Consider the following 25,529-nt stretch of genomic DNA (forward strand, 5'->3'; position numbering starts at 1 on the left):
TTAATTTATGCCAGGAATTACCGACAACAACAAATTAGATCAACCAGTAAATGAAAATTTAACTTCTGGAGCAAATATTCCTTTTTGGTTTGATCAAGCGGAAAAACCGATAAATTATGGCAAGTTAAAAAATGACCTCACAACTGATACTTTAGTAATAGGCGGGGGTATTTCAGGGCTATCGGTTGCTTACTGTCTCGCATTAAAAGGACGCAAAGTAGTGTTAATTGAAGATGGATTTATAGGAAGTGGTGAAACCGGCAGAACAACAGCACATTTAACTTGTGCTCTTGATGATAGATATTTTGAATTGGAAAAAATTTTTGATGAAGAAACTGCACGTCTTGCAGCTGATAGTCACAAAGCTGCCATTGATTGGATTGAAAATACAATAAGCGTAAATAATATAGATTGCAATTTTAAGCGTGTTGATGGATATTTATTTTTAGATCCTGACGATACTATTGAAACTTTAAACAAGGAATTTGATGCAACCCAAAGGGCTGGTATAAATACAGAATTAATAGATTCTCCACCTTACATTAATTTAAATGGAGTTCGCACATCGCTAAAGTTTCCACACCAAGGCCAATTTCATATTCTTAAATATTTAAAAGGATTATCCGAGGCATTTATAAAGCTAGGTGGAATTATTTATACGGAAACAAAAGCAGAAAATATTACAAAAGAAGGAGCAACTGCAAATGGTTTCACTATTAAAGCTGTTCATATAGTAGTAGCAACTAATACCCCCATTAACGATTGGGTTACCATGCATACGAAACAATGGCCATATCGAAGTTATGTAATTGCTTCCAAAATTCCTAAAGGTGAAATTTCATATGCATTATGGTGGGATACGGGCAAAAAAAAATCGCATTTAATTTCTGAACCCTATCATTACGTAAGACTTGAATCTTTTGATGAACACAACGATATTTTGATCATCGGTGGTGAAGATCATAAAACGGGTCAATCAGAAGATAACACCATTCATGAGGAAGATAGATACCTAAAACTCGAAACCTGGGCGAAAACATATTTTCCATCCTTTAGGAATATCGATTTCAAATGGTCGGGACAGGTAATTGAACCAATTGATTCATTGGCCTATATCGGAAAGAATCCGGGAGATGAAAATATTTATATCATAACAGGTGATTCAGGCAATGGAATGACCCATGGCACTATTGGTGGAATACTTATTTCTGATATCATAACAGGAAAAGAAAATCCATGGATTAAAATTTACGATCCTTCCAGAATTACTTTAAATAGAACTTTAGACTATTTACATGAAGCAGGAAATATGGTTGCACAGTATTTCGACTGGTTTACCAAAAATGAATTAGAGGAAGTAAATAAATTAAAACCATTGGAAGGAGGCATTTTCAGTTCCGGAATGAAAAAAATTGCGGTCTATAGAGATGAAAATAACAAACTTCACGCATGCAGTGCAGTTTGTCCTCACCTGGGCGCAATATTACAATGGAACAACGACGAAAAAACTTTCGATTGTCCCATGCATGGTTCCAGATTTACAACTGATGGAATTGTAATTAACGGACCGGCAGTTACTAACCTTAAAAGGTTGGATCCGACAATTACAGCAGAAGTTGAAAACGAAGTAAAATTTAAATAATATTAATCAATTAAAAATATATTATGAATAAAATGTCATCAATTTTAGTTTTAAACACCCTGATCGGAATCAATAACGACCGAATTGCAGGTTATCAAATGGCATCAAATGCCACCGAGGAGTTTGATTTAAAAAACTTATTTGAAAATTTTATTCAAACAAGTAGAAAATGTAAAAGAGATCTCATTGGCGAAATTAATAAAATGGGAGCTTCCGCAATGGAATGTTCTATTCTCAATGGGAAATTTTTTAGTGTTTGGATGGATATTAAATCAGCGCTAAATGGAAAAGACCGCAATAATATACTCACATCCTGTGAAATAGGTGATGATGCAGCTGTGAAAACGTATACAAAAATACTTGAGCAAAATGAAAAAGACATCACGCTCTATCAATATACTATGATCAATATACAACATACATACTTGCGCATGGATCACAATAAAATTAAGAACATATGTCAAAGTTTTATTTGACATATATCATTCATTAAATCAAAATAGTAAATCTTTTACAGAAAACATGTATTATATTTTAAAATTTAAATTTCCTCATCTAAAAGAGTAGCTAAAGTTTATACATATTATTTGTTTTTTGGTCATATTTTTTTATAATTAATAAAATGATAGCAGTAAAAAAAGAAGGGATATTGATCAAAAAATCGAATTTAGGTTTCGAAAATGAAGGCGTATTTAATCCTGCCGCGATCCGCGAGGGCGAATTTGTTCATATTTTTTACCGGGCTGTAAGCAAAGGAAATCATTCCACTATTGGATACTGCAAGTTAAAAGGTCCGCTTACGATTGAGGAGAGATCTGAAACTCCGCTATTATTTCCAAAATTCGATTATGAATCAAGGGGGATAGAAGATCCTAGGATAGTTAAAATAGACGGTTTATATTATTTGACCTATACCGCCTACGATGGTATAAATGCCTTAGGTGCTTTAGCTGTCTCAGAAGACCTGATAAATTTCGAAAGAAAAGGTATTCTCTCCCCACAAATTACTTTCGATGAATTTCGATTATTAGCGGAATGTAAAGGAGCAATTAATGAAAAATATCTGCGCTATAATGAACACGAACAAATAAAAGAGAAAAATGGAAAGAAAATTTTTATCTGGGATAAAAATATAATTTTTTTTCCGCGAAAAATAGATGGGAAATTCCATTTTTTGCATCGCATCAGGCCGGATATACAAATGGTTTGTGTTCATGACCTTAACGAACTTACACAAGATTTTTGGCAAAACTATTTTATGCATATTGATAAGTGTATTGTTCTTTCACCAAAATTCGATCATGAAGTAGGTTATATAGGTGGAGGCTGTCCCCCTATTGAAACTGAACATGGTTGGTTACTTATTTATCATGGAGTTCATGACACAATAGAAGGATACGTATATTCTGCATGCGCAGCACTATTGGATCTGGAAAATCCCCAACAAGAAATTGCACGATTACCATATCCATTATTTTCTCCGGAATTTCCATGGGAGAAAATTGGAACAGTTAATAATGTTTGTTTTCCTACCGGCACAGCTTTATTCGATGATACTTTATATATATACTACGGAGCTGCAGACGAGCAAATTGCTATTGCATCTATTCAACTTTCTGATCTTTTAAAAGAATTATTACAAAATAAATCTTCAAATGAATAAATTAAACGTCGCCAAATATTCCACCAAATCAATTTCAGGATCCAATTTCAGATTTGGGGTGAAAGATTACTCTGAACCTTCATCAATTCCATCAGGCGATAATTTGCCTGGAATATTATTTATTACTTCGTACCCACCCAGGGAATGTGGTATTGCAACTTATTCTCAGGATCTGATAAAAGCATTGGAGAATAAATTCAAAGGTTCATTTAAAATTATCATATGTCCACTCGAATCTAAAAATGAAGTCCACCAATACGATCAGGAAATTAAATACCGATTAAATACGGATCAAAAAAATGTTTATGTTAACCTTGCAAAAGCGATAAACAATGATGATGATATTCAAATTGTAATGATACAACATGAATTTGGATTCTTTGAGAAAACAGTTTCCGATTTTTCCAATTTTTTAAGTCTGCTCCATAAAAAAGTTATCCTGGTATTTCATACCGTTTTACCCAATCCTAATTCCTTGCTGAAAACAAATGTTCAAGGTTTATCAGATCGGGCTGATTCTATAATCGTTATGACAAACTCCTCAGCAAGAATACTTATTGATGACTATGCATTATCGGAAGAGAAAATTAACATTATACCACATGGAACTCATCTGGTTCCGCATTCTGATAAATCGGATCTGAAAAACAAGTATAACCTTTCAGGAAAAATAGTTTTATCTACATTCGGATTGTTAAGCTCAGGTAAAAATATTGAAACAACCTTGTCGGCATTACCGGAAATTATAAAAGTTAACAACAATGTTCTATTTCTAATCATTGGCAAAACGCACCCTACGGTAGAAAAACAAGAAGGGGAAAAATACAGGCTGATGTTAAAAGATAAAATTGAAACATTGGGAATACAAAAACATGTACTTTTCATTAATGCATTTTTACCTCTTTCTGAATTACTGGAATATTTACAACTTACGGATATATATTTATTTACCTCTAAGGATCCCAATCAGGCGGTAAGCGGAACGTTTTCATATGCAATTAGCTGTGGATGTCCAATTATTTCAACTCGAATTCCGCATGCTACAGAGATATTACAACACGACTCAGGAATTATTGTTGATTTCGAAAATGCCGATCAGGTTGCAAATGCTGTAATCAGTTTGATAAATGACGAACAGTTGAGAAACAAAATAAGCGCAAATGGCCTTCATAAAATAGCATCCACCTCATGGGAAAATGCAGCAATAGCACATGCCAGGGTTTTTGAAAAAATAACAGATAACAAAATTGCATTAAAATACAGAATTCCTCCTATAAATCTTGATCATATCAAAAAACTCACTACGGGCTTCGGAATTATTCAATTCTCTAAAATTAATCAGCCGGACATGGATTCCGGCTATACCTTAGATGATAATGCAAGAGCATTAATTGCGATCTGCCAACATTATGAATTAACTGCAGAGGAAGAAGATCTGACAATGATTTTAATTTATTTTAATTTCATTAAATATTGTTTGCAATCGGAAGGATATTTTCTAAATTATATTGATAAACAAAACAAGTTTACAGTTCAAAATAACAGCACCAATCTTGCAGACGCAAATGGGAGAGCTATTTGGGCCTTAGGATATTTAATTTCTTTATCTTCGATCTTACCAAAAAATTTAATTAATGAGGCTCAGATCCTGATGCATAATGCATTATTAAAAATTCAGGGAATATATTCTACTCGTGCAATGGCTTTCGTAATAAAGGGGTTATATTTTCAAAATACAGCTCATCCTTCAGAATTTAATATTGCACTGATAAAACAATTTGCAGTTAGATTGGAACAAATGTATAAACACGAAGGAAATACAGAATGGCAGTGGTATGAAAGTTACCTAACCTATGCCAATAGCATTTTGCCGGAAGCAATGTTATTTGCTGCCCAGGTAACGGGTGAGCAACATTTTAAAGATATTGCAAAATCAAGTTTTGATTTTTTACTTTCTAAAATGTTTAGTGGAAATAAATTAAAGGTAATTTCCAATAAATATTGGTTGCACAAAGGTCAAATACCGGAAATTAACGAGGGTGGGGAGCAACCTATAGATGTGGCATACACCATATTGGCCTTAAATAGTTTTTATAATGTATTTGGAGATACCGATTATAAACGCAAGATTGAAATTTGTTTCAATTGGTTTTTAGGTGACAACCATTTACATCGTATTATTTATAACCCTTGCACAGGGGGTTGTTATGATGGACTCGAAGAAAACAATGTTAATTTAAATCAAGGAGCGGAGTCCACCTTAAGTTATCTGATGGCAAGGCTGAGTGTTGAAAAAAACATAAAGACCCCAACATTACCAACGCTACATTCACAAGTGAAGAACTTTAACGGAAGTCAGAATTTACCATTAAAAAGAAGGGATCAGCTATTATATAAATAAAATAAGTTATAGTTAATTAAAAATAGACATGTTAACAGTTCCCATTATTATAGAGATTCAAGGAACCAGGATAGAAATAATCAGTATTAATATTTCATATTCGGCACCAATAATTGATGGCGTTCATGCAATAAATACTGTAATGTGCTTTTTTGACCCAAGTCCCAATTTCAATATAAATTAATAATCTATCATAAAATGGAATTTGAAAATAAATCGATCTTTATTACCGTAGGACTTTCAAGAATAGGAAAAGCATGCGCAATTGATGCTCCAAAGGAAGGTGCGAATAGAGCGATTTCACATATTTCAGCTCTGCTCAACAAAGCTGGAATTAGTGAGAATTCGGAGGTTAAACAGACCATTATAGACTTGCATCCGAGGAAAGGATCATATTCATTAATAGAAAAGAAATGAACGAATAAATTTTATTTAATAAACAATTAAAATATTTTAACAATGACAACAATAAAAAAAGCAGGCATTTGGATGGATAATGCAAGTGCTCATACTTTCGAATTTACAGACGAAGTAAAAAAAGTAGATACTGTAGAATCGGACTTCACCTCGCAGATAAGGGGGGAGGTTTTATCAAAAGGCGAATCCCACATGCATAATAAAGAGCAAGGTAAACAGGCGGAGTTTTACAAAAAAATAAGTCAGTATATTCTTCAATATGATGAAGTTTTATTATTTGGGCCTACCAATGCAAAATCCGAATTGTTAAATATATTAAAAGAGGACCATCGTTATGATAAGATCAAAATTGAAATTAAACCCTCTGAAAAAATGACAGATAACCAAATGGAAGCATTTATTAAGGATCATTTTAACACCTCTAAAATGGATAGTTAATTCCCCTGAATTAATAAAATCGCCAATATTCTTGAATATTACCGCAGGTAATGTAATGCTAACAATTTGTAAATTTGCAAATGCAGGAAAACAAATTTCCGGAGTTGAGCTACACCGGACCAATGAAAGAAGTGCTTTTATCCTATGGTTTCTCTAAGGTATTTCAGGAAGGAGATATTATTTTAAATGAAAATGCATATATAAAGGCAATTCCAATTGTTACGAGTGGAAGTGTTCGTGTTATGCGTCATGATGAAGAGGGAAGAGCTATTTTGTTGTATTATATTACAGCCGGAGAAAGTTGTATCATGTCATTTTTAGGAGGTATTCACGAAGATACCAGCAAAGTAGTTGCAATAGCAGAAGAAGATACGGAGATCTTATTTATTCCGGTTGAAAAAGTGAGTTTACTCATTAAAGAATATCCCGAATGGTTGGATTACATTTTTCGATTATACCATAAGCGATTTGAAGAACTTTTGGAAGTTGTGAATGCCGTTGCATTTAAAAAGATGGATGAACGACTTTATGATTACATCAAAAAGAAATACGAACTTACCAATAGCCATACCATATATGTAACACATGAGCAACTTGCTAATGAATTAGGCACAGCCAGAGTTGTAGTTTCAAGACTGTTAAAACAAATGGAAGATCAAGGCATGGTAAAACTCGGAAGAAATAAAATAAGTTTATTAAAAACCTAAATTTCCAGTACATTCATTTTATGCTGTTTTTTCATTCCTTCGGGGATAACGGTTAAAATAGTTTCTTTCAAAACTTCTATCAAACGGAATTTAATGTATTCCCTATGTGTTACCAAACTTATTTCCCTCACCGGAAATGGAGGTTTGAAATACCGCAAACGTTTTTGTTGTGTTTTTGTGAGATTGAACGTTGCAAGCTCCGGAATAATAGTAACACCGAAATTTTTTTCGACAAGATTTTTTAGTGTTTCAATACTTCCGGCCTCATAATGCAATTTTTCAGTTACCTCATGTTGTTTTTTCAATTCACAAAAGTTAAGTATCTGCGAACGCATACAATGCCCTTCCTCTAATAACCATAATCGATTTATATCAATATTCGCCGGTAAAACATATTGTTTGTTAAAACCCGTTTCTTTCGCATTTACATACAAAAAATACTTTTCATAAAATAAAACCTGCTCTTTGATCGATTGATCATTTAATGGCGTTGCTAAAATGCCAACGTCAATTTGTCCGGACTTTAACCTTTGAGTAATATTATCGGTGGTATGTTCACTTATTACCAATTTTACATCCGGATAATTGCTTTGAAACTCCCTTAGAAAGATTGGTAACAAGTAAGGCGCAAGCGTTGGGATAATGCCAATCTTTAACTCCCCGGTAACTTCTCCGCTTTCTTCTATAATAATTTCCTGGATTCGACCGGCTTCAGCAACAACACGCCTTGCCTGCGCAATGATCTTTACCCCTATCTCAGTCGGTTTTACCGGAAGTTTACTCCTGTCAAATATTTTAACTCCTAATTCATCCTCTAATTTGCGAATCATCATACTCAGGGTTGCCTGAGTAACAAAACATTTTTCAGAAGCATTTAAAAAGTGACGATATGTATCAACTGCAATAATGTAGTCCAATTGTTGTAGGTTCATTACTATAGATTTTATCTATGCAAATATAAATAATATCAATAATATTTATAGTTTAATTATGTTTACCTTTAGTGTGATTACAAAATATTAACAATATGAAAGATAAAAAATTAACTACAGCAAGCGGCAGACCCTTTGTTGAATTTGAAAATTCGATGACAATAGGTGCACGTGGTCCTATCCTGTTACATGACTATTTTTTACATGAAGACATGGCCCATTTCAACCGGGAACGCATCCCTGAAAGAGTAGTGCATGCAAAAGGAACGGGAGCCTTTGGCACATTTAAAGTTACACATGATATTACAGCATTTACAAAAGCAAAAATTTTTTCAGAAATTGGCAAAAAGACTAAAATGTTCATTCGTTTTAGCACAGTAGGAGGCGAAAAGGGAAGCGCAGATACGGAAAGGGATCCACGAGGATTTGCTATGAAATTTTATACAGAGGATGGAAACTGGGATCTTGTAGGTAATAACACTCCTGTATTCTTTATAAAAGATCCCAAGAAATTCTCCCATTTTATTCACACACAAAAACGCGATCCTAAAACAAATTGCAAAAGCCCCACAATGATGTGGGATTTTTGGAGTTTAAATCCTGAAAGTCTCCACCAGGTAATGATTTTGATGAGTGACAGAGGTACACCTTTTTCTTACAGAAATATGCATGGATTTGGCAGCCATACTTATTCATTAATTAATAATGCTAATGAAAAAGTGTGGGTTAAGTTTCATTTTATCACGCAACAGGGAATTAAAAATTTTATGGGCTCGGATGCAAGTGCTATGCGCGGTGTAGATCCCGACCATGCACAACGCGATCTGGTAGAGGCAATTGAAAGAAAAGATTTTCCTAAATGGACGCTGAAAATTCAGATCATGACAAATGAACAGGCTAAAGATTTTAAGTTCAATCCCTTCGATGTCACTAAAGTTTGGAGCCATGTTGAATTTCCATTAATTGATGTTGGGGAGATGGAATTAAATGAAATTCCTCAAAATTATTTCCGCGATGTTGAACAGGCTGCTTTTGCTCCTGCACATCTTGTAGATGGCATTGGATTTTCCCCGGATAAAATGCTTCAAGGCAGAATTTTATCATATCCCGATGCTCAGCGGTACCGTTTAGGGGTGAATTATGAACACATACCGGTAAATAGTTGCCCATATCTTGTTGCAAATTACCAACGCGACGGACAAATGCAGGTTTCTGATAATGGTGGAGCCAATCCAAATTACCGCCCAAATAGTTTTGATGATATTATAGTAGATGAAAAATACAAAGAACCATCCATGGAACTTGATTCCAATATTGCCGATTGGTTCGATCGCAATCAAAACGATGATGATCACTATACACAACCTGGCTTATTATATCGAAAAGCGATGAATGTTCAGGATAGAAAAAATCTGGTGCAAAATATCGTAGATGCAATGAGCGGTATTTCCGGTGAAAAGAGAAATGAGATCATTAATCGCCAATTATGCCACTTTTTTCGTGCTGATATACAGTTAGGCATGTCTGTTGCAAATGGTTTAGGTATTGTTGTGGACGAAAATGCAATGGCACACGCCATTTGATATGCATATGTAAGGACATTCATAATATTAAAATACACCTTTACATATCTACAATAATGGTAAATTATAATTATTAAATCTTAATAAGTAAAAACATGAAAAGTAGTCAAGCAAAAAAGGAATTCGAACAAAAGTTAGAAACACTACGTACAGAAGTTCAGCCGGCACTAACTGAAAATAATCTGACGGAGATAGTAATATATGAAAAACTGTTAGAAATTCTGGAAAAAGTGGAGCAAATAGAACGAAAACTGGAAGCCAGGCAGTAAATAAGTCGTTCTTAATGCCTGTATCTTTGTAAAGATCCCTGAATAACTGAATTTTAGGGATCTTGCAGTCTGTACAATTTTAGATTTTTCTTCTGCCTTTTTTACCTTAAGTAACATAAGTCACTGTATGGCTGTTGATATTGCACCATTTTTGTACTGTAAATTAATTTAATAACTAAAATTACAAATATGAAAGCAAATATGGGTACAGCCGACAAGATCATCAGAATTCTTCTCGCAATAGCTGTTGTGATACTATATTACACAGATCAAATATCAGGAACTGCAGCAATCATTCTTTTAATAGTTGCAGGCATATTTATTCTTACAAGCATAGTTGGATTCTGCCCAATTTACCGGGTTTTTGGCATTTCAAGCAATAAGAAAGAAAGTAATAAAACGGTCTGAATCAAATTTTGGCTGTATAAAATTTAAGGTTATATTCTTTTAAATGTCATTTGGGTTACTTTGAAAGAAATAATATTTCCTTTCTGTTTGTAGCAATTTCCCATGCACCATACTATCAGAGTTTTAAACTTAAAATATTCTTTTTAGAAGTTTATATTATAAAAATATATGTTGTGTAACATATGTAGCTGTTAATCGAAATTAGGCGCGGTAATTTTGCATTATTAAATTTAATAAAATACCAATTAATGGAAATTAAACAATTTGAAGATAAAAATCTGGCGCATTTTTCTTATGCAATTATCAGTGGAAAAGAAATTGCATTAATTGACCCTGCACGCGATCCACAACCCTATTATGAATTGGCAAAACAACATGATGCAAAAATCACAACCGTAATTGAAACGCATCCACATGCCGATTTTGTAAGCAGCCATCTGGAAATCCATAAAACTACCGGTGCTACCATTTATACTAGTGTATTAACAGGTGCAGAATATCCTCATCAAACATTCGATGAAGATGATACTATTGTGTTGGGAGCAATTACCTTAACAGCATTAAATACTCCGGGTCATTCACCTGATAGTATTAGTATAATTGCAAGAGATGCCGAAGGGAAGGCACAAGCAGTGTTCACCGGGGATACTTTATTTATTGGAGATTGCGGAAGACCCGATCTCAGAGAAAATGCAGGCGCAATTACTGCAACACGTTCTGAACTTGCAAAACAAATGTATCATTCACTTCGCAAAAAATTAATGCCACTTCCCAATGACGTGTTAGTTTACCCTGCGCACGGTGCGGGAAGTTTATGCGGAAAAGGATTAAGTGATCAAAAAACAAGTACTATAGGAGAAGAGAAATTAAGTAACTGGAGTTTAAAACATCTCTCAGAAGAAGAATTTATAAAAGAATTACTCGCTGATCAACCATTCATTCCGAAATATTTTACTTATGAAGTTGGATTAAATAAAAAAGGCGCAGATTCTTTTGCCAAAAGTATAATGAATATACCGGTAAGAGAACCGGTAACTTGCATGAATTGCGCTAAATCATTAGATAACGATATTATAATTATTGACACAAGACCGCAGGAAAAATTCAAAAAAGCATACCTGAAAAATGCAATAAATCTTCCAAACGATACCAAATTCGAAACATGGTTAGGTAGTATAATTGGACCCGATGAGAAATTTTATCTGATGTCTGACAATGAGACCGAACTAAACGAATTAAAAGCGCGAATTGCAAAGATAGGTTATGAGAAAAATATTGAACTTGCGTTCATTTCTGAATATGGTGATTTACAAATGCCTGTTTTTGAAAGTGAGAAATTAAAATCACATCCGGATGCATTTACCATAGTTGATATACGGAATCCTTCAGAATTTAAAATTCAAAGACCATTTCAAAATTCCATCAACATCCCCTTATATGAACTCCGCGAACGTTTTGATGAAATACCACTGAATAAACCAATAGTTGTGCATTGTGCAGGAGGATATCGCAGCGCAGCCGGAAGCAGTATTTTAAAAAATAAATTAAATGGGCACGCTACCATATTTGACCTGAGTGAAGCAGTAAAACAATTTCAACAATGAATCTCATAAAGAAAAACATATTAACTATTGCCGGAATTATGGTTGGTGCATTATCAGGGTATCTCTATTACCATTTTATTGGATGTAATAGTGGAACATGTTCTATTACATCAAACCCGACCAACAGCATTTTATACGGTGCTGTGATGGGTGGATTAATATTTAGTTTATTCAAAAAACAAACAACAAAAACACAATAAATATGACTATTGAAAAAATGATCAAAGAAAAAACAGCCACCATTATTGATGTGCGTACACCGGCAGAATTTATGGGAGGAAAGGTACCTGGCTCCATTAATATACCATTACAGGAAATTCCGATGCGCGCTAATGAATTAAAAATGTTAAAAACACCTCTGGTATTATGTTGTGCTTCCGGAAACAGAAGCGGACAAGCACAAAAATACCTGGAACAATTAGGTATTGAATGTTTTAATGGTGGATCATGGTTAGATGTAAATTATTATTATTCACAAACAATATAAATGTTATAATATGGATACTATTGATCAAGTAGTGGCAATGCCACGAATTGGAGATAAAGCTCCTGAATTTAAAGCGATAACCACACAGGGTGAAATTAATTTCCCTGGCGACTATGAAGGGAAATGGGTAATTCTATTTAGTCACCCCGCCGATTTTACACCGGTTTGCACATCAGAGTTTATGACTTTCGCAAAAAGAGAACCTGAATTTAATGCCCTTAATTGTCAATTAGTTGGATTGTCCATTGACGGACTATACAGCCATATTGCATGGTTGAGAACTATTAAAGAAAAGATAGAATATAAGGGCATGAAAAATATGGAAGTAACATTTCCATTAATTGAGGATATTACCATGAATGTTGCAAAAAAATATGGCATGATTCAACCGGGTGAAAGTTCGACCAAAGCAGTGAGAGCGGTATTTTTTATCGACCCCAAGGGAATGATTCGTGCAATTATTTATTACCCTCTTTCATTAGGCAGAAATTTCGACGAATTAAAAAGAGCACTCATCGCTATGCAAACTGCCGATAAATACAGCATTGCAACACCTGCTGACTGGATGCCGGGAGATGATGTAATTGTTCCACCTGCAGGATCTTGCGGAGTTGCTAAGGAACGTATGGAATCGAAAAACGGAATGACTTGTCACGATTGGTTTTTTTGCACAAAACCACTATCGATGGAATTAATTGAAAATTAAACTAAATAAAAATTACAGAATGTTTGAAACAATCAAAAAGATGTTCGGTATAGGTCCCTCCGTGAACTATGCCGAGCTTATTAAAGAAGGTGCCATAATTTTAGATGTTAGAAGCAAGGGTGAATATGGCAGCGGACATATCAGAGGGTCTATGAATATTGCGGTTGAGCAATTAGGAAATAACCTAAATAAATTAAAGGATAAGAATAAACCAATTATTACTTGTTGTGCATCAGGAATGCGAAGCGCGTCTGCTAAAAGCATTCTGAGATCAAAGGGTTATACGCAGGTTTATAATGGTGGAAGCTGGACGAGTTTGCGAAATAAAATATCTTAATGATAGAAGCAGTGAATTATAAAAAATGACTGAACATCCTTTTCTTAAAGATTTAAAAATTCCGTTATTACTTAGTTTAACCCTGGGTTTGGCTCCTTTTTTCCCAGAACCACATATTTGGGGTAAAATTCGATGGATAGCAGGCGGAGCAAATGGTATGCAACCAATGGATTGGTTTGATGTATGTTTACATGGACTGCCATGGTTATGGTTAATTATTGTTTTGATGGTTAGATCTTATGAAACTTTTAGTAACCAATAATCCTTATTATTTATATATTACATTTTAATGCCTAAAAAATTATTAATATGAATTCTATCGGATTAAATAAAACAAAAAGTAAATCTCTTGCCGGAAAACTCAATGAACTTTTAGCGGATTACATGGTATTTTATCAAAATACCAGAGGTTTACACTGGAATATAAAGGGTGAAAAATTTTTCGAATTGCATGTCAAATTTGAGGAATTGTATACAAATTTATTGTTAAAAGTGGATGAGGTTGCAGAACGTATTCTTACTCTAGGTGCAGTTCCGCTTCACACATTTGAAGATTATAAAAAAACTGCCCAAATTGCAGGATTAAAAGATGTATCTGATGGAAAGGAAGGTGTTAAAAGTATTTTAAAAGCCTTTGAGATCTTAATTGTAAAACAACGTATCATACTAGCGTTGGCAGCCGATGCAGGCGACGAAGGAACAAATGCACTGATGAGTGATTATATCCGCGAACAGGAAAAAATGGTGTGGATGTATTCCGCTTACCTCAATAAATAAAATATGAAAGAAAGAATATTAACCGGTTGGAATTTTCAAAGGATACTTTTTCTTGTATTAGGAGGAATTATTTTATTTACCGCAATTCCCTCACTGGATTGGATAAGTATAGCATTTGGCGGATACTTCTTTTCGATGGGGCTCTTTGCTTTTGGTTGTGCCGCAGGTAATTGTTATAACAAAATATCGGAAACCAACCCCGATGAAAATAAACCGGAATTAAAAGATATTATTTACGAAGAAATTAAATCAAAATAATTATGGAACCGCATTATTATAACGTAGAAATTAATTGGAATAAAGACCGCAAAGGAATGATGTGTTCACCGGAGCTGAATTTATCAAACGGAAATATAAACAGCTGTATTGAGGTTGCCACACCTCCTGAATTTCCAAAAGGAATGCCAGGTATTTGGTCGCCGGAACATTTATTTACTGCGTCTGTGAGCTCTTGTTTAATGACCACTTTTTTAGCGATCGCTGAAAATTCAAAATTGGAATTCCTGAACTTTAATTGCAATGCCAAAGGCAAATTGGAACAGGTGGAGGGAAAATTCATCATGAGTGAAATTATTCTCGAACCCACTGTAACAATACACAATGAAATTGACCGTGAGAAAGCCGAGAGAGTGATTCAAAAATCGGAAGCAGCGTGTTTGATCTCCAATTCCATTAAATCGAAAGTAACACTTGTAACTAAAATAATAGTAAAACAATGACAGATTCATTTTTAGAACTTATTAAAAGCGACACTCCGGTTCTCGTGGATTTTTCTGCAGAATGGTGCGGACCCTGCAAAATGATGAAACCCATTCTTGAGGAATTAAAATCGAAAATCGGAGATAAGGCAAAGATCATAAAAATAGATGTGGATAAAAACCCGCAGGTTTCCAATACCTATAGAATTCAGGGTGTACCTACACTTATTCTTTTTAAAAATGGCGAGATCAAATGGAGACAATCAGGAGTTTTATCTGCCCACACTTTGGAACAAATTATAAAACAATATTCAAATTGAAATCTAAAATGAAAAATTACAGTATTATTTTTTTATCTCTTTTTGTTTTCGTTTTTGTTGGCTGCACTAATAGTCAGGTAACAGAAACTCAGGAAAAAACTACACCGGAATCTGCAATTCAAACTATTAAAACAGATCTGTCCACTTCCGAATTTGAAGCCAAAATAAAGTCAGAACCCACAGCACCATTAATTGATGTGAGAACTCCAGAGGAGTATTCGCAAGGTCATTTACAAAATGCGGTCAATATAGATTGGAATGGAAATAGTTTTGCTACACAGATTTCAACTTTGGATAAATCTAAACCTGTTTATGTATATTGTTTAAGTGGAAAACGAAGTGGAGCTGCAGCAGATAAAATGCGTTCTGATGGATTTACTGAAGTGTATGAACTGGCAGGTGGTATAAAACAATGGCAGGCTGATAATCTCCCTGTAGTTAAATAAAAAAACCTCTTTATCAATTTACAATTTAATATTGTGCTTGATAAAGAGGTTTTAATTTTAAATATCTACCGGTTTATTTAATGTTGCAGCAATGGCTTTTAATTCTTCTTTTGTTGCAGGAATAAATTCCAAACCTTTTTCTTTTGCGTCGGTAGTTGTGGATTTTTTATAACAATAATAAAACTGCCCATCAATATTTTTAATCCCAAATAAGGTAATTGGTTCATTTATTAATACATTTTTGAACTGCATTAATCCATTACTACGTTTTCCTCTCATTACAGAATTGTAATTATCAAAAACTAAAGTGAGATCAACATCTTCATCATTGCCTAACGCAACAGTATAATTGGTTTTCGGTTCTTCTATCTTTATAAATCTATCACAATTGATCCAACCTATTTTGATCGAATACATTAATGCATTTGATATTGTTGTTGCATTGGAAATTTGCGAGAATGTATCTGTAGGTAAACCTAACTTTTCAATCATAGTCGTATTTGCTACAATAGTAGTTTTGCCGTTGTAAAAAGCACCATTAAACCAATCGTCGTCATCTAAGTCATCTCTGAATTCAGATTTTTGTTTAGGCATATCATTTGCATTCACGCCAAATAAAAAATCGCCGTCGTCAAGTGTGAATACTATAGGCATTACAATTTTTACATCAACCGCTATATCATTTTCAAAACCTGGTTTCCAATTCGGCATTTTATTGAGCATTTCTATCACTTTTTCATCACATCCATAACCTAATCGTTTTTCTATTTGAATGTTCCTTATTGTTCCTGAATCCGTAACAATAAAAGATGCATATATCTGTCCCTCAACTTTTGCATCCATAGCTTCCTGCGGATATTTAAGCTGTGAATTCACCCAAATACGCATATCAATATTTCCTCCATCAAATTCAGGCATTTTATCGCATGCAGTATATAGCGTATTTGTAGGATCTCCATAATAAATAGTATTATTCCTAATATAAATAACCGGGTCGGGGAAATTGGAATATTGTAGATCCCAAATAATATCTCCGTCGGCATCAACCTTTCCATCAAATACCGACATATTATCAGAAGCAGTATTTCCAACAAATTCAATCGCTAATTTTTTACCCGGAGCAACCTGGCATGGTAAACTACCTGAGTATGCTTCCAGGTATAACATGCCTCCCGATTCTAATAACGCCTCAGGAGTATTACAACTTAATTTAGATAATAAAATATCCTCCATTTTATAATACTCCGTTACCCGAAAATCTATTTGCCCACTTGCGGGTAATCCAGAATATGCATAAACAAATGCATTTTCAGGAATAAGAATTCTCGTTCCCTCTTGAGCTACTATTTCGGCTGAAGTATTGCAATCGAATTCAAATAATTCAGGTTTTTTTTCGAAAGTATGATAGATTTGTTCGAGGCCAGTAAATTTTTCATCCAGTGGCGCTGGAACATCTTCATACCTCTCTCTTGGAATTGGATCATATTCTTCAAAACGAACATGCTCGGGGACAATAGAATTTTTGTTATTATCTTTTATTGTATCCTCTATTTCTTGTAGTGGAATTTCAACCGCAAGTGCCGGAATTGATTCTGTCTGAATTTGGGTTTTATTGTTCTCAACAGAATTAGAACATCCCCAAAAAAAGAAGAAAACGAGAGAGGTAAAAAGTATGGGTCGCATAAAGTGGTATTTACACAGAAGATTCCCGAAAACCGGAATTTCCATACTTAAACGAAAAATTAACCGCATTCCATATACAAGAACAAAGCCCTGTCAGTTTGTTAACCGAACAGGGCTTGTTATTCAAGTATGAAAAGAATCAATTAAGTGCCTGTTCGTGTTTCGACTCCTCCAAAATACGCATGGCACAATCCAGAATAGCTGTGTCTTCCAGGCGTACTACGCCTCCACTTGCTCCCTTTTCAAAATGCACATCGGCTATTTTACCGGGAGCTTCAAAATGTTCAGCGCCAAAGTAGTTTCTCACTGCATCCACTTCAAGATGGAGTTCCTGCGCTATACGCTCCATACTGCCATGTGGCAGTGTATCCTTGATGTGCCGTAATTCCTCAAATGTAATCACCATAGTTGTAGTATTTTAGTTAAACAATGCATTTAGGTAAGACGCTACGATTTTAGCCAACATTTACCAGTTTACCAAATATTTTCGTAACTTTTTTTTTGCACATTTCTGCACTTTTTGGCAGAAGCCCACAGGTGCGCGTTTTACAGTTATCATTTTTCCGTTTCAAGCTCAAAAATTATTATTATTATTACGATAATAATTTGAATTTAACTTTATTAAGTCAATAATTTCACATCACCCAAAACCTCCTAACCACTATGCGGTCCGCTGCTACCCTACTGAGTATTCTTATACTCGGCCTTATCTCCTGTAATACTGACAGAAACCTTATCACCATTGATGAAATGAATTTTGAGGAGGAGATCTCCGTGGTTCAAAACCTGGAATTTACTCTCAATCAACACCTTTTTAACGACAGTCTTTTTAATCGCTGGGTGGATGATGAATTACTTTCCATTCAGCCTCATGTTCAGGGCAAATTTAAGATCGTTTCCAGCGACAAGATCCTGTTCTCCCCTACCGGTGGATTTGCTGAAAGTGAAATATTTACTGCCAATCTATCTGATAATTTACATAAGTACACTGATGTAAAATTGGCAGTTAAAAATGATCCAATTCAGTTTCATACTCCATTACTCGACTTAAAATCGGTGAATATTTATTGGATCAAGGAAGATGCTTCCAACGAAATTGTTTTGCATGCTGATCTTGATTTTAATGCAACCGTTAATGCGGAAGAATTAAAAAAGTTTTTAAAAATATCTCAAAGTAAAGAAGAGAAAACAATAAATTTTGTAACTACACAAAATGCTAAAACAATTTCTGTTGCTGTGCATAATATGAATCCTAAAGCTGAAAACAGAAACATGGAATTTACAGTTTTAAAAGGAATAGGTTCACCGGGCAGCAATTACAAAAATGAAAAAGATATTAAACTCAATGTGGAAATTCCTTTCATAGAGAGTCTTGAAATTAAAGATATGATCGCCGAACATACCGGCGTAACAGGAACGGTTAGGGTTATTACAAATCAACAAATTGGAAACTCAAATTTGAATGGAGTAGTTACTGTTGAACCTCCCCTTACTTTCGAAATAGAAAAAACACTTAACGGACTTGTTATTAAAAGCGATGATTTTAATGCTGCGCAAAGTTATACTGTAACCCTCTCTGAGAACCTGTTTGGGGTTGCTGGTGGCAAAATGATCGACTCCTATTCTCAATCCATAACCTTTGGTGAATTAGAACCTAAAATTCAATTTACCCATAACAAAGGAATGTATTTGGGCAAAAAAGGAAATAAAAATATTTCAGTGCAGATCATTAATGTTCCTAAAGTAAAAGTTGAAATACTTAAAGTGTATGAAAATAATATTCTGGGTTTTATGCGCGATGGGTTCCGTTACAGATGGTATGATGAATATAATGAAGATGAAAATTATTGGGATTATTTTGATTACGAAGATGTAAATATTGAATTGTATGGAAATGTGATCTACGAAAAAGAATATGAAACCAGTAAACTGGAAAAATATAATTCTGCCCGAATATTACATGTGGATGTACTCGACAATTTGGAGAGATTCGACGGATTTTATGTTGTTCGTGTTTCCTCCGAAGAAAAAAGATGGCTCACAGATGCGCAGATCGTTTCTCTTTCCGATATCGGACTAATTTCAAAAGCTACGGAAGATGAATTGGTGGTATTTGCAAATTCCATTCAAAGCGCAACACCACTTAATGGAATTAAAGTATCTTTTGTAAGCTCCAATAATCAAAAATTATATACGGCAACAACCGATAAGAACGGAGTTGCAAAGTTTACCGGAATTAAAAAAAATCTGCCCGATTTTGATGTTAATTTAATTACTGCAGAAAACGGCAGCGATTTTAACTTCCTTCCATTCAGTCAGACCGAAGTTTCCACCTCTCGTTTTGAAGTTGGGGGCAAACGCCTGAACGAAAGCGATATGGATGCCTTTCTGTATGTGCAACGCGACATGTATCGGCCCGGTGAAACCATGCATATTGCCGGCGTAATACGCACCTACGATTGGGAAATTTTACCGCGAATTCCAGTAAAATTGCGAATTGTATCGCCTTCTGGAAAAGAGTTTAAAAGTGTGAAAAAGACTCTGGATGACCAGGGTGGTTTTGAGGCTTCCATTGATATTCCGAAAGCTGCCGTTACGGGCACATATACAGCAGAACTCTACTCTTCAAACGATGTTTTACTAAATTCAGAGTATATAAGTGTGGAGGAATTTATGCCCGATAGAATTCGCGTTGATGCCAGTCTTCCAAAGAAAGAATTTTATCCCGGTGATGCCGTAACCAATACAATAATTGCAAATAATTTATACGGCACTCCGGCTGCAAACAGAAATTGGGAAGCGGAGATGAATTTAAATAAGTTCTATTTTTCTTCAAAAAAATATCCGGAATATAATTTCAGCATTAATGGTGCTGATAGTTATATCCCCACCAAAACAACGGAAGGAACCACAGGTGAAAACGGAAATGCCAATGCCGAATTTGTTATTCCGGAAGAATATAAAAACATGGGATTATTAAGCGGTAGAATTATGACCACCGTATTTGATGAATCCGGCCGACCTGTTTATAATGTTCAGGATTTTAAAGTAATAACCCAAAATACTCTGTTTGGGATTGGCGATTTTGATTATTATATGAAAACGCGTTCCACAATTAAGATACCGTTTGTTGCAGTGGACAAAGATGATAAACTGATAAATGGCGCACCTGCCAAAGTGGAAATAATTAAACATGAATACGAAACAGTTATTGAAAGAAGCGGTACATATTACAAATACCGATCAAACAAAGTAGAAAAATTATTATCAACGCATAATATTACGGTAACAGGCACAACAACATCGGTAAGTTATACACCGGAATTGAGTGGCCAATATGAGGTTCGTATAAAATTGCCCAATGCCTCCACGTATGTTAGCAGATATTTTTATGCCTATGGATGGGGGAATACACAAAGCAATTCCTTTGAAGTTAACACGGAAGGAAATATCAATATTGTAGCAGATAAAGAAAACTATAATGTTGGAGAGGATGCCAATATCATTTTTACAGCACCATTTAATGGAAAATTATTAGTGACTGTTGAAAGAAATAAAGTATACGAATATTATTATCTCGATACTGATAAAAAATCAGCATCCTTAAAGTTGAAGATCAATAACACGCATCTTCCAAATATTTATATCACAGCAACTTTATTCAGGCCAGCTGATAATAGTGAATTACCATTAACAGTTGCTCATGGCATCACCAATTTAAAGGTGGATAATCCGAGCAAGAAATTGAATGTTGCGGTAACACACGAAAAAAATTCACGTTCCAATAAAAAACAGACCATAAGCATTAAAACTGCTCCGAATGCAGAATTAACCGTTGCGGTTGTAGATGAAGGTATTTTACAAATTAAAAATTTCCAAACTCCGGATCCCTATAATTGGTTTTATCAGTCGCATGCATTAAGTGTGCTGAGTTACGATCTTTACGCCTATTTATATCCTGAAATTTATTTAAAAAAGTTATTGAGTGGTGGTGATGGATATGATCTGGAAGGCCGATTAAATCCTATGACAGCAAACCGGGTAAAACTAGTTTCCTATTGGAGCGGTATAATTAAATCCGATGCCAATGGAAAAGCCAAATTCGATATTGATATACCTCAATTTTCAGGTGATCTACGCGTAATGGTTGTCGCCTATAAAAATGATCTTTTTGGATCCAGCGAAACACACATGAAGGTTGCAGATCCTATTGTAGTAACAACCTCTTTACCAAGATTTTTAAGTCCGGGTGATACTATAACTGTTCCCGTAACGCTTGCAAACACAACCGGAAAAAACACCTCAGGAAATGTAAATATTTCTGTGGAAGGGCCGATCAAAATTGCAGGAAATACTACACAGGATTTTAGCGCAAATGCAAATAAGGAATCGCGTGCGGAATTTAAAATTGTTGCGACCAATCAAACCGGAAATGCAAAAGTAAAAGTGGTTGTAAGTGCAATGAATGAAAAATTTATGGAAGAAATTGAGATCCCTGTTAGGCCGCCGGCGTCGTTACAAAAATATAATGGCTCCGGATTTGCAGATGCAGGCAAAACGTCAGAAATAAATATTTCCAATAACCTGGAACCACAAAGTGCAAAGGCAAAATTAGTGTTAAGCACCTCTCCCCTAGTTCAATTTGCCGATGATCTTGATTATCTAATTAATTATCCGCATGGTTGTGTTGAACAAATAACCTCTTCTGTTTTTCCGCAGATATATTATTCCGATCTGATCAAAACTATTTACGGTAAAGAAAACAAAGACCTCAATCCATCTTATAATGTGCAGGAAGGAATCCGAATACTGGAAAGTATGCAAATGTATAACGGAGCTCTTATGTATTGGCCCGGTGGTGGATATGAAAGCTGGTGGGGAACAATTTATGCAACACATTTTATGATGGAAGCAAAAAAAGCGGGATTTGATGTGGATGAAAAGGTATTGAATAAATCGTATGGATACATGAAGAATATGTTGAAGCAAAAGAAAACATTCGTTTATTATTACAATAATAATCTCAGCAAAGAAATGGCTTCTAAGGAGGTATTTTATTCCATGTATGTTCTTGCATTGGCAGGAAAAGCGGAGATTTCCACTATGAATTATTACAAGGCCAATTTAAGTGTTGTTCCATTGGATGGAAAATATTTATTGGCAATGTCGTACTTAGCTGCAGGGGATAAAAAGAGTTATGAAAAATTATTGCCATCTGCTTTTGCAGGAGAAGAATCTGTTCAGGTTTTTGGTGGAAGTTTTTATTCCCCGATTCGCGACAGGGCAATTGCGTTAAATTGTATGTTGGAAACTGATCCTGAAAACCAGCAAATTGGAATTCTTGCTCAACAATTATCGGAGATGATGAAAATGAGACCTTATCTTAATACTCAGGAGCGCTCCTTTGCATTTCTTGCCTTCGGTAAACTTGCTCGAAAAACAAAGGATGCAACTATTACTGCCACAATTAAAGCAGATGGAAAAGAAATTGGAAAATTCAGTGGAAAAGATCTTGTAATTGAGGATAAAACCATGCTCAATAAAAAAATAACTATAGAAAGTGCCGGAAAAGGTCAATTATTTTATTTCTGGATGACCAGTGGAGTTACTTCTGATGGCTCTTATAAACAAGAGGATAGTTATTTAAAGGTGAGAAAAACGTTTTACGACAGGTGGGGGCAACAAATTGACCTTAAAAAAATAAAGCAGAATGATCTGGTGATCGTAAAAATAAGTTTACAGGCTGCCACATCCTTATATGTGGAAAATGTTGTTATTACGGATATACTCCCCGCAGGTTTTGAAATTGAGAACGATCGTTTAAGGGCTACCGCAAGTTTAAGCTGGATAAAAGATCAGGCGCAGGCACAACACGAAGACATTCGGGACGATAGGATAAACTTGTATGTAACAGCAAGTTCAACAATTCAAAATTATTATTATACCGTTCGGGCCGTTTCACCGGGAACCTATAAAATGGGTCCTGTTATGGCAGATGCAATGTATAATGAGGAATATCACAGTTACAATGGGTCGGGAATTGTGAAAATATCAAAATAAGCTTTGTAATTTGGCGGCAATGAAAAACTTTTCATTTGTAGCTCTTTTTACAAGTTATATTTTAATTGTTTGTTTTGTTTTTTATTACCCGAAGTTTAACAAACAAGATGCAGAAGCAACCATATCTTATGATGTAGCCGGCTATTATTTTTATTTGCCGGCTATATTTATTTATCACGACATCCATCATCTCAAATTTCAGGAAGAATTGCTCAAAAAATATAAATTCTCTCCTTCGGAATACCAAGGTGTTATGCTGCCAGATAGCACCTTTACAATGAAATATCCTATTGGTGCTTCCATATTTTACAGTCCGTTCTTTTTTATTGCAAATGATTACTGCTCGTTAAAAGGTTCTGATGCAGATGGATTTTCTCACCCTTACCAGGTAATGTTAAGTATCGGATGTTTATTTTATGCATTTTTAGGTCTTTGGTTTTTGAGAAAAATATTATTGCTTTATTTCTCAGAAACTGCAACCGGAATAACACTTTTGTTATTAGTTGCTGCTACCAATTATTTAAACTACAGCGCTATTGATAATGCAATGACGCATAATCTATTATTCACACTCTATGTTTTCATTATTTGGTTCAGCATTAAATTTCACAAAGATCCTACCCATAAAATTGCACTGTTATTAGGTTTATTTTGCGGACTTGCAACCATTACAAGACCCACGGAGATAATTTGTGTATTCATACCCTTATTATGGAATGTTACCGGTTATTCAAGCTTAATTTCCCGCATAAAATTCTTCCTTCATCAATACAAAATGACACTGTTATTTATTTTCGGAGCATTTCTAATTGGAAGCATTCAGCTCATATATTGGAAAATAACTACAGGTAATTTTCTCTTTTATAGTTATGAAGAGCAATCATTCAGTTGGCTGCATCCACATTTGAAAGATGGGTTATTTTCCTATAAAAAGGGTTGGTTCATATATACACCATTCCTGATATTAATTATTCCCGGGTTTATTTATTTATATAAAAAACAGAGACCAATTTTTTTACCCGTTTTTTTATTTACAGTAATAAATATTTATATTGTTTTCAGTTGGGATATCTGGTGGTATGGCGGAAGTTTAGGGCAAAGAAGTATGGTACAGTCGTATGCTTTATTGAGTTTTCCAATAGCTGCACTTATACAACAAATTTTAGTGAGTAAAAAGATTTTCAAACTGACTTTTATTTTATTTTCAGTATTCTGCATTTGGTATAATATTATACTCACGTTTCAGGCACATAATAAATATGGCGTATTAGACAGCGAATCTATGAACAGAACCTATTTCTGGACTGTTTTCGGCAAACTGAAAATAGACATGGAGGATAAAAAATATATCGATACCAATGAAAAACATAGGGGTACTAAAACAAATGTTCAAGAGATCTATTTTAATGACATCGAATTGGATCTTATACACATAGATACAAATAGTATTTTATACGGAAAAAAATGTCTTTTCGTTTCCACAGAAAATCCATTTACCCAACCTTATGCAATTCCAATTCCATCTGACAATGCTACCTGGATAAATATTTCTGCCGATTTTTATTTCCCGTATAAACAATGGGATGTTTGGAAAATGCCACAATTTATAGTTCAATTCAAAAATAATAACGATCCCATAAAAATCAAACATATCAAAGTTCACCGATTAATGAACCAAGCAGAAAAACAAAATCTCAATTTTGATGTCGAATTACCAAAAAAAGAATACGACAGTATCGAATTTTATTTAAGGAATTTTGATGGAACAACAACCTATATGGATAATATTAGGGTTACATCGTTTAATTAGTGAAGCACTCGTGAGGGTCTCACTAACGGTAAATGTCCCTCCCAAGTGAGGCTCTCGCTTTTTGTTTAAGGCTTTATTGAGACCTTCGCTAAGCGAAAGCCTCAATTTCCCAGCAGAAACGCAGTGAGGCTCTCGCTCTTA

General features: G+C 34.6%; 26 protein-coding genes. 23 read left to right on the top strand and 3 right to left on the bottom strand.

Translation table 11 applies throughout. The features are described from left to right. Positions 1-7 precede the first annotated feature (7 nt). The 7 genes from IPI31_16220 (at position 8) to IPI31_16250 (ending at position 7,268) form a co-directional block, all read left to right on the top strand. Complete coding sequence (locus IPI31_16220; GenBank protein MBK7569367.1) at positions 8-1,642, top strand: FAD-dependent oxidoreductase; 1,635 nt, start codon at positions 8-10, stop codon at positions 1,640-1,642. Between the two features lie 32 nt (positions 1,643-1,674). Next, a complete protein-coding gene (locus IPI31_16225) occupies positions 1,675-2,118 on the top strand; it encodes a PA2169 family four-helix-bundle protein (protein MBK7569368.1) in 444 nt (147 codons plus the stop codon). Positions 2,119-2,264: 146 nt separating this feature from the next. Further along, positions 2,265-3,305 (top strand): pesticidal protein Cry7Aa, encoded by a 1,041-nt coding sequence (locus IPI31_16230; GenBank protein MBK7569369.1) that lies wholly within the window; start codon positions 2,265-2,267, stop codon positions 3,303-3,305. Between the two features lie 103 nt (positions 3,306-3,408). Next, positions 3,409-5,706, top strand: a complete 2,298-nt coding sequence (locus tag IPI31_16235) for a glycosyltransferase (protein MBK7569370.1) — start codon at positions 3,409-3,411, stop codon at positions 5,704-5,706. Between the two features lie 198 nt (positions 5,707-5,904). Continuing rightward, positions 5,905-6,123: a hypothetical protein gene (locus IPI31_16240; protein MBK7569371.1), complete on the top strand. Its 219-nt coding sequence runs from the start codon at positions 5,905-5,907 to the stop codon at positions 6,121-6,123. 42 nt (positions 6,124-6,165) lie between these two features. Further along, entirely contained in the window at positions 6,166-6,561 is a 396-nt protein-coding gene (locus IPI31_16245; GenBank protein ID MBK7569372.1) for a hypothetical protein, read from the top strand. An 80-nt stretch (positions 6,562-6,641) separates the two neighbouring features. Further along, positions 6,642-7,268, top strand: coding sequence for a Crp/Fnr family transcriptional regulator (locus tag IPI31_16250; protein MBK7569373.1), 627 nt, complete (start codon positions 6,642-6,644; stop codon positions 7,266-7,268). Here IPI31_16250 and IPI31_16255 read toward each other — a convergent pair. Next, the gene (locus tag IPI31_16255) at positions 7,265-8,200 is read right to left on the bottom strand and encodes a LysR family transcriptional regulator (protein ID MBK7569374.1); all 936 of its coding nucleotides are present in this window, start codon (positions 8,198-8,200) and stop codon (positions 7,265-7,267) included. The two genes, IPI31_16250 and IPI31_16255, sit on opposite strands and share 4 nt — an antisense overlap. Positions 8,201-8,295: 95 nt before the next feature. On the opposite strand from IPI31_16255, the gene IPI31_16260 reads away from it, so the two are divergent. From IPI31_16260 to IPI31_16325, 14 genes are all read left to right on the top strand, one after another. Continuing rightward, the gene (locus IPI31_16260; protein ID MBK7569375.1) at positions 8,296-9,783 is read left to right on the top strand and encodes a catalase; all 1,488 of its coding nucleotides are present in this window, start codon (positions 8,296-8,298) and stop codon (positions 9,781-9,783) included. Positions 9,784-9,878: 95 nt separating this feature from the next. Further along, on the top strand, positions 9,879-10,052 hold the full coding sequence (locus tag IPI31_16265) for a hypothetical protein (GenBank protein MBK7569376.1): 174 nt from the start codon (positions 9,879-9,881) through the stop codon (positions 10,050-10,052). A 189-nt stretch (positions 10,053-10,241) separates the two neighbouring features. After that, positions 10,242-10,460 (top strand): DUF2892 domain-containing protein, encoded by a 219-nt coding sequence (locus IPI31_16270; protein MBK7569377.1) that lies wholly within the window; start codon positions 10,242-10,244, stop codon positions 10,458-10,460. 248 nt (positions 10,461-10,708) lie between these two features. Then, on the top strand, positions 10,709-12,064 hold the full coding sequence (locus IPI31_16275; protein MBK7569378.1) for an MBL fold metallo-hydrolase: 1,356 nt from the start codon (positions 10,709-10,711) through the stop codon (positions 12,062-12,064). Then, the gene (locus tag IPI31_16280) at positions 12,061-12,264 is read left to right on the top strand and encodes a hypothetical protein (protein MBK7569379.1); all 204 of its coding nucleotides are present in this window, start codon (positions 12,061-12,063) and stop codon (positions 12,262-12,264) included. Before IPI31_16275 ends, IPI31_16280 begins: the two co-directional genes overlap by 4 nt. 2 nt (positions 12,265-12,266) lie before the next feature. Continuing rightward, on the top strand, positions 12,267-12,551 hold the full coding sequence (locus IPI31_16285; protein ID MBK7569380.1) for a rhodanese-like domain-containing protein: 285 nt from the start codon (positions 12,267-12,269) through the stop codon (positions 12,549-12,551). Between the two features lie 10 nt (positions 12,552-12,561). Continuing rightward, entirely contained in the window at positions 12,562-13,257 is a 696-nt protein-coding gene (locus IPI31_16290) for a peroxiredoxin (GenBank protein ID MBK7569381.1), read from the top strand. 19 nt (positions 13,258-13,276) lie between these two features. After that, on the top strand, positions 13,277-13,594 hold the full coding sequence (locus IPI31_16295) for a rhodanese-like domain-containing protein (protein MBK7569382.1): 318 nt from the start codon (positions 13,277-13,279) through the stop codon (positions 13,592-13,594). A gap of 25 nt (positions 13,595-13,619) precedes the next feature. Then, positions 13,620-13,856, top strand: coding sequence for a hypothetical protein (locus IPI31_16300; protein MBK7569383.1), 237 nt, complete (start codon positions 13,620-13,622; stop codon positions 13,854-13,856). Positions 13,857-13,903: 47 nt separating this feature from the next. Then, positions 13,904-14,371 (top strand): DNA starvation/stationary phase protection protein, encoded by a 468-nt coding sequence (locus tag IPI31_16305; protein ID MBK7569384.1) that lies wholly within the window; start codon positions 13,904-13,906, stop codon positions 14,369-14,371. A gap of 3 nt (positions 14,372-14,374) precedes the next feature. Next, positions 14,375-14,629, top strand: coding sequence for a hypothetical protein (locus IPI31_16310; protein MBK7569385.1), 255 nt, complete (start codon positions 14,375-14,377; stop codon positions 14,627-14,629). Between the two features lie 2 nt (positions 14,630-14,631). Continuing rightward, on the top strand, positions 14,632-15,090 hold the full coding sequence (locus tag IPI31_16315; protein MBK7569386.1) for an OsmC family protein: 459 nt from the start codon (positions 14,632-14,634) through the stop codon (positions 15,088-15,090). Next, a complete protein-coding gene (trxA, locus tag IPI31_16320; GenBank protein ID MBK7569387.1) occupies positions 15,087-15,389 on the top strand; it encodes a thioredoxin in 303 nt (100 codons plus the stop codon). The genes IPI31_16315 and trxA overlap by 4 nt, the downstream gene beginning before the upstream one ends. A gap of 8 nt (positions 15,390-15,397) precedes the next feature. Beyond that, complete coding sequence (locus IPI31_16325) at positions 15,398-15,835, top strand: rhodanese-like domain-containing protein (GenBank protein MBK7569388.1); 438 nt, start codon at positions 15,398-15,400, stop codon at positions 15,833-15,835. Between the two features lie 57 nt (positions 15,836-15,892). On the opposite strand, the gene IPI31_16330 is transcribed toward IPI31_16325, so the two are convergent. Together IPI31_16330 and IPI31_16335 are read right to left on the bottom strand one after the other, a co-directional pair. Beyond that, the gene (locus IPI31_16330) at positions 15,893-17,518 is read right to left on the bottom strand and encodes a TonB family protein (protein MBK7569389.1); all 1,626 of its coding nucleotides are present in this window, start codon (positions 17,516-17,518) and stop codon (positions 15,893-15,895) included. A 139-nt stretch (positions 17,519-17,657) separates the two neighbouring features. Next, positions 17,658-17,924, bottom strand: coding sequence for a DNA-binding protein (locus IPI31_16335; GenBank protein ID MBK7569390.1), 267 nt, complete (start codon positions 17,922-17,924; stop codon positions 17,658-17,660). A 257-nt stretch (positions 17,925-18,181) separates the two neighbouring features. Between IPI31_16335 and IPI31_16340 the strand changes: the two genes are divergently transcribed. After that, positions 18,182-23,578 carry an alpha-2-macroglobulin family protein gene (locus IPI31_16340; GenBank protein MBK7569391.1) on the top strand — a complete coding sequence of 1,799 codons (5,397 nt, stop codon included), beginning with the start codon at positions 18,182-18,184 and terminating at the stop codon, positions 23,576-23,578. 19 nt (positions 23,579-23,597) lie between these two features. Next, entirely contained in the window at positions 23,598-25,388 is a 1,791-nt protein-coding gene (locus IPI31_16345) for a hypothetical protein (protein MBK7569392.1), read from the top strand. Positions 25,389-25,529 lie beyond the last annotated feature (141 nt).

The organism is Bacteroidota bacterium (assembly GCA_016706865.1).
Classification (GTDB): domain Bacteria; phylum Bacteroidota; class Bacteroidia; order Chitinophagales; family BACL12; genus UBA7236.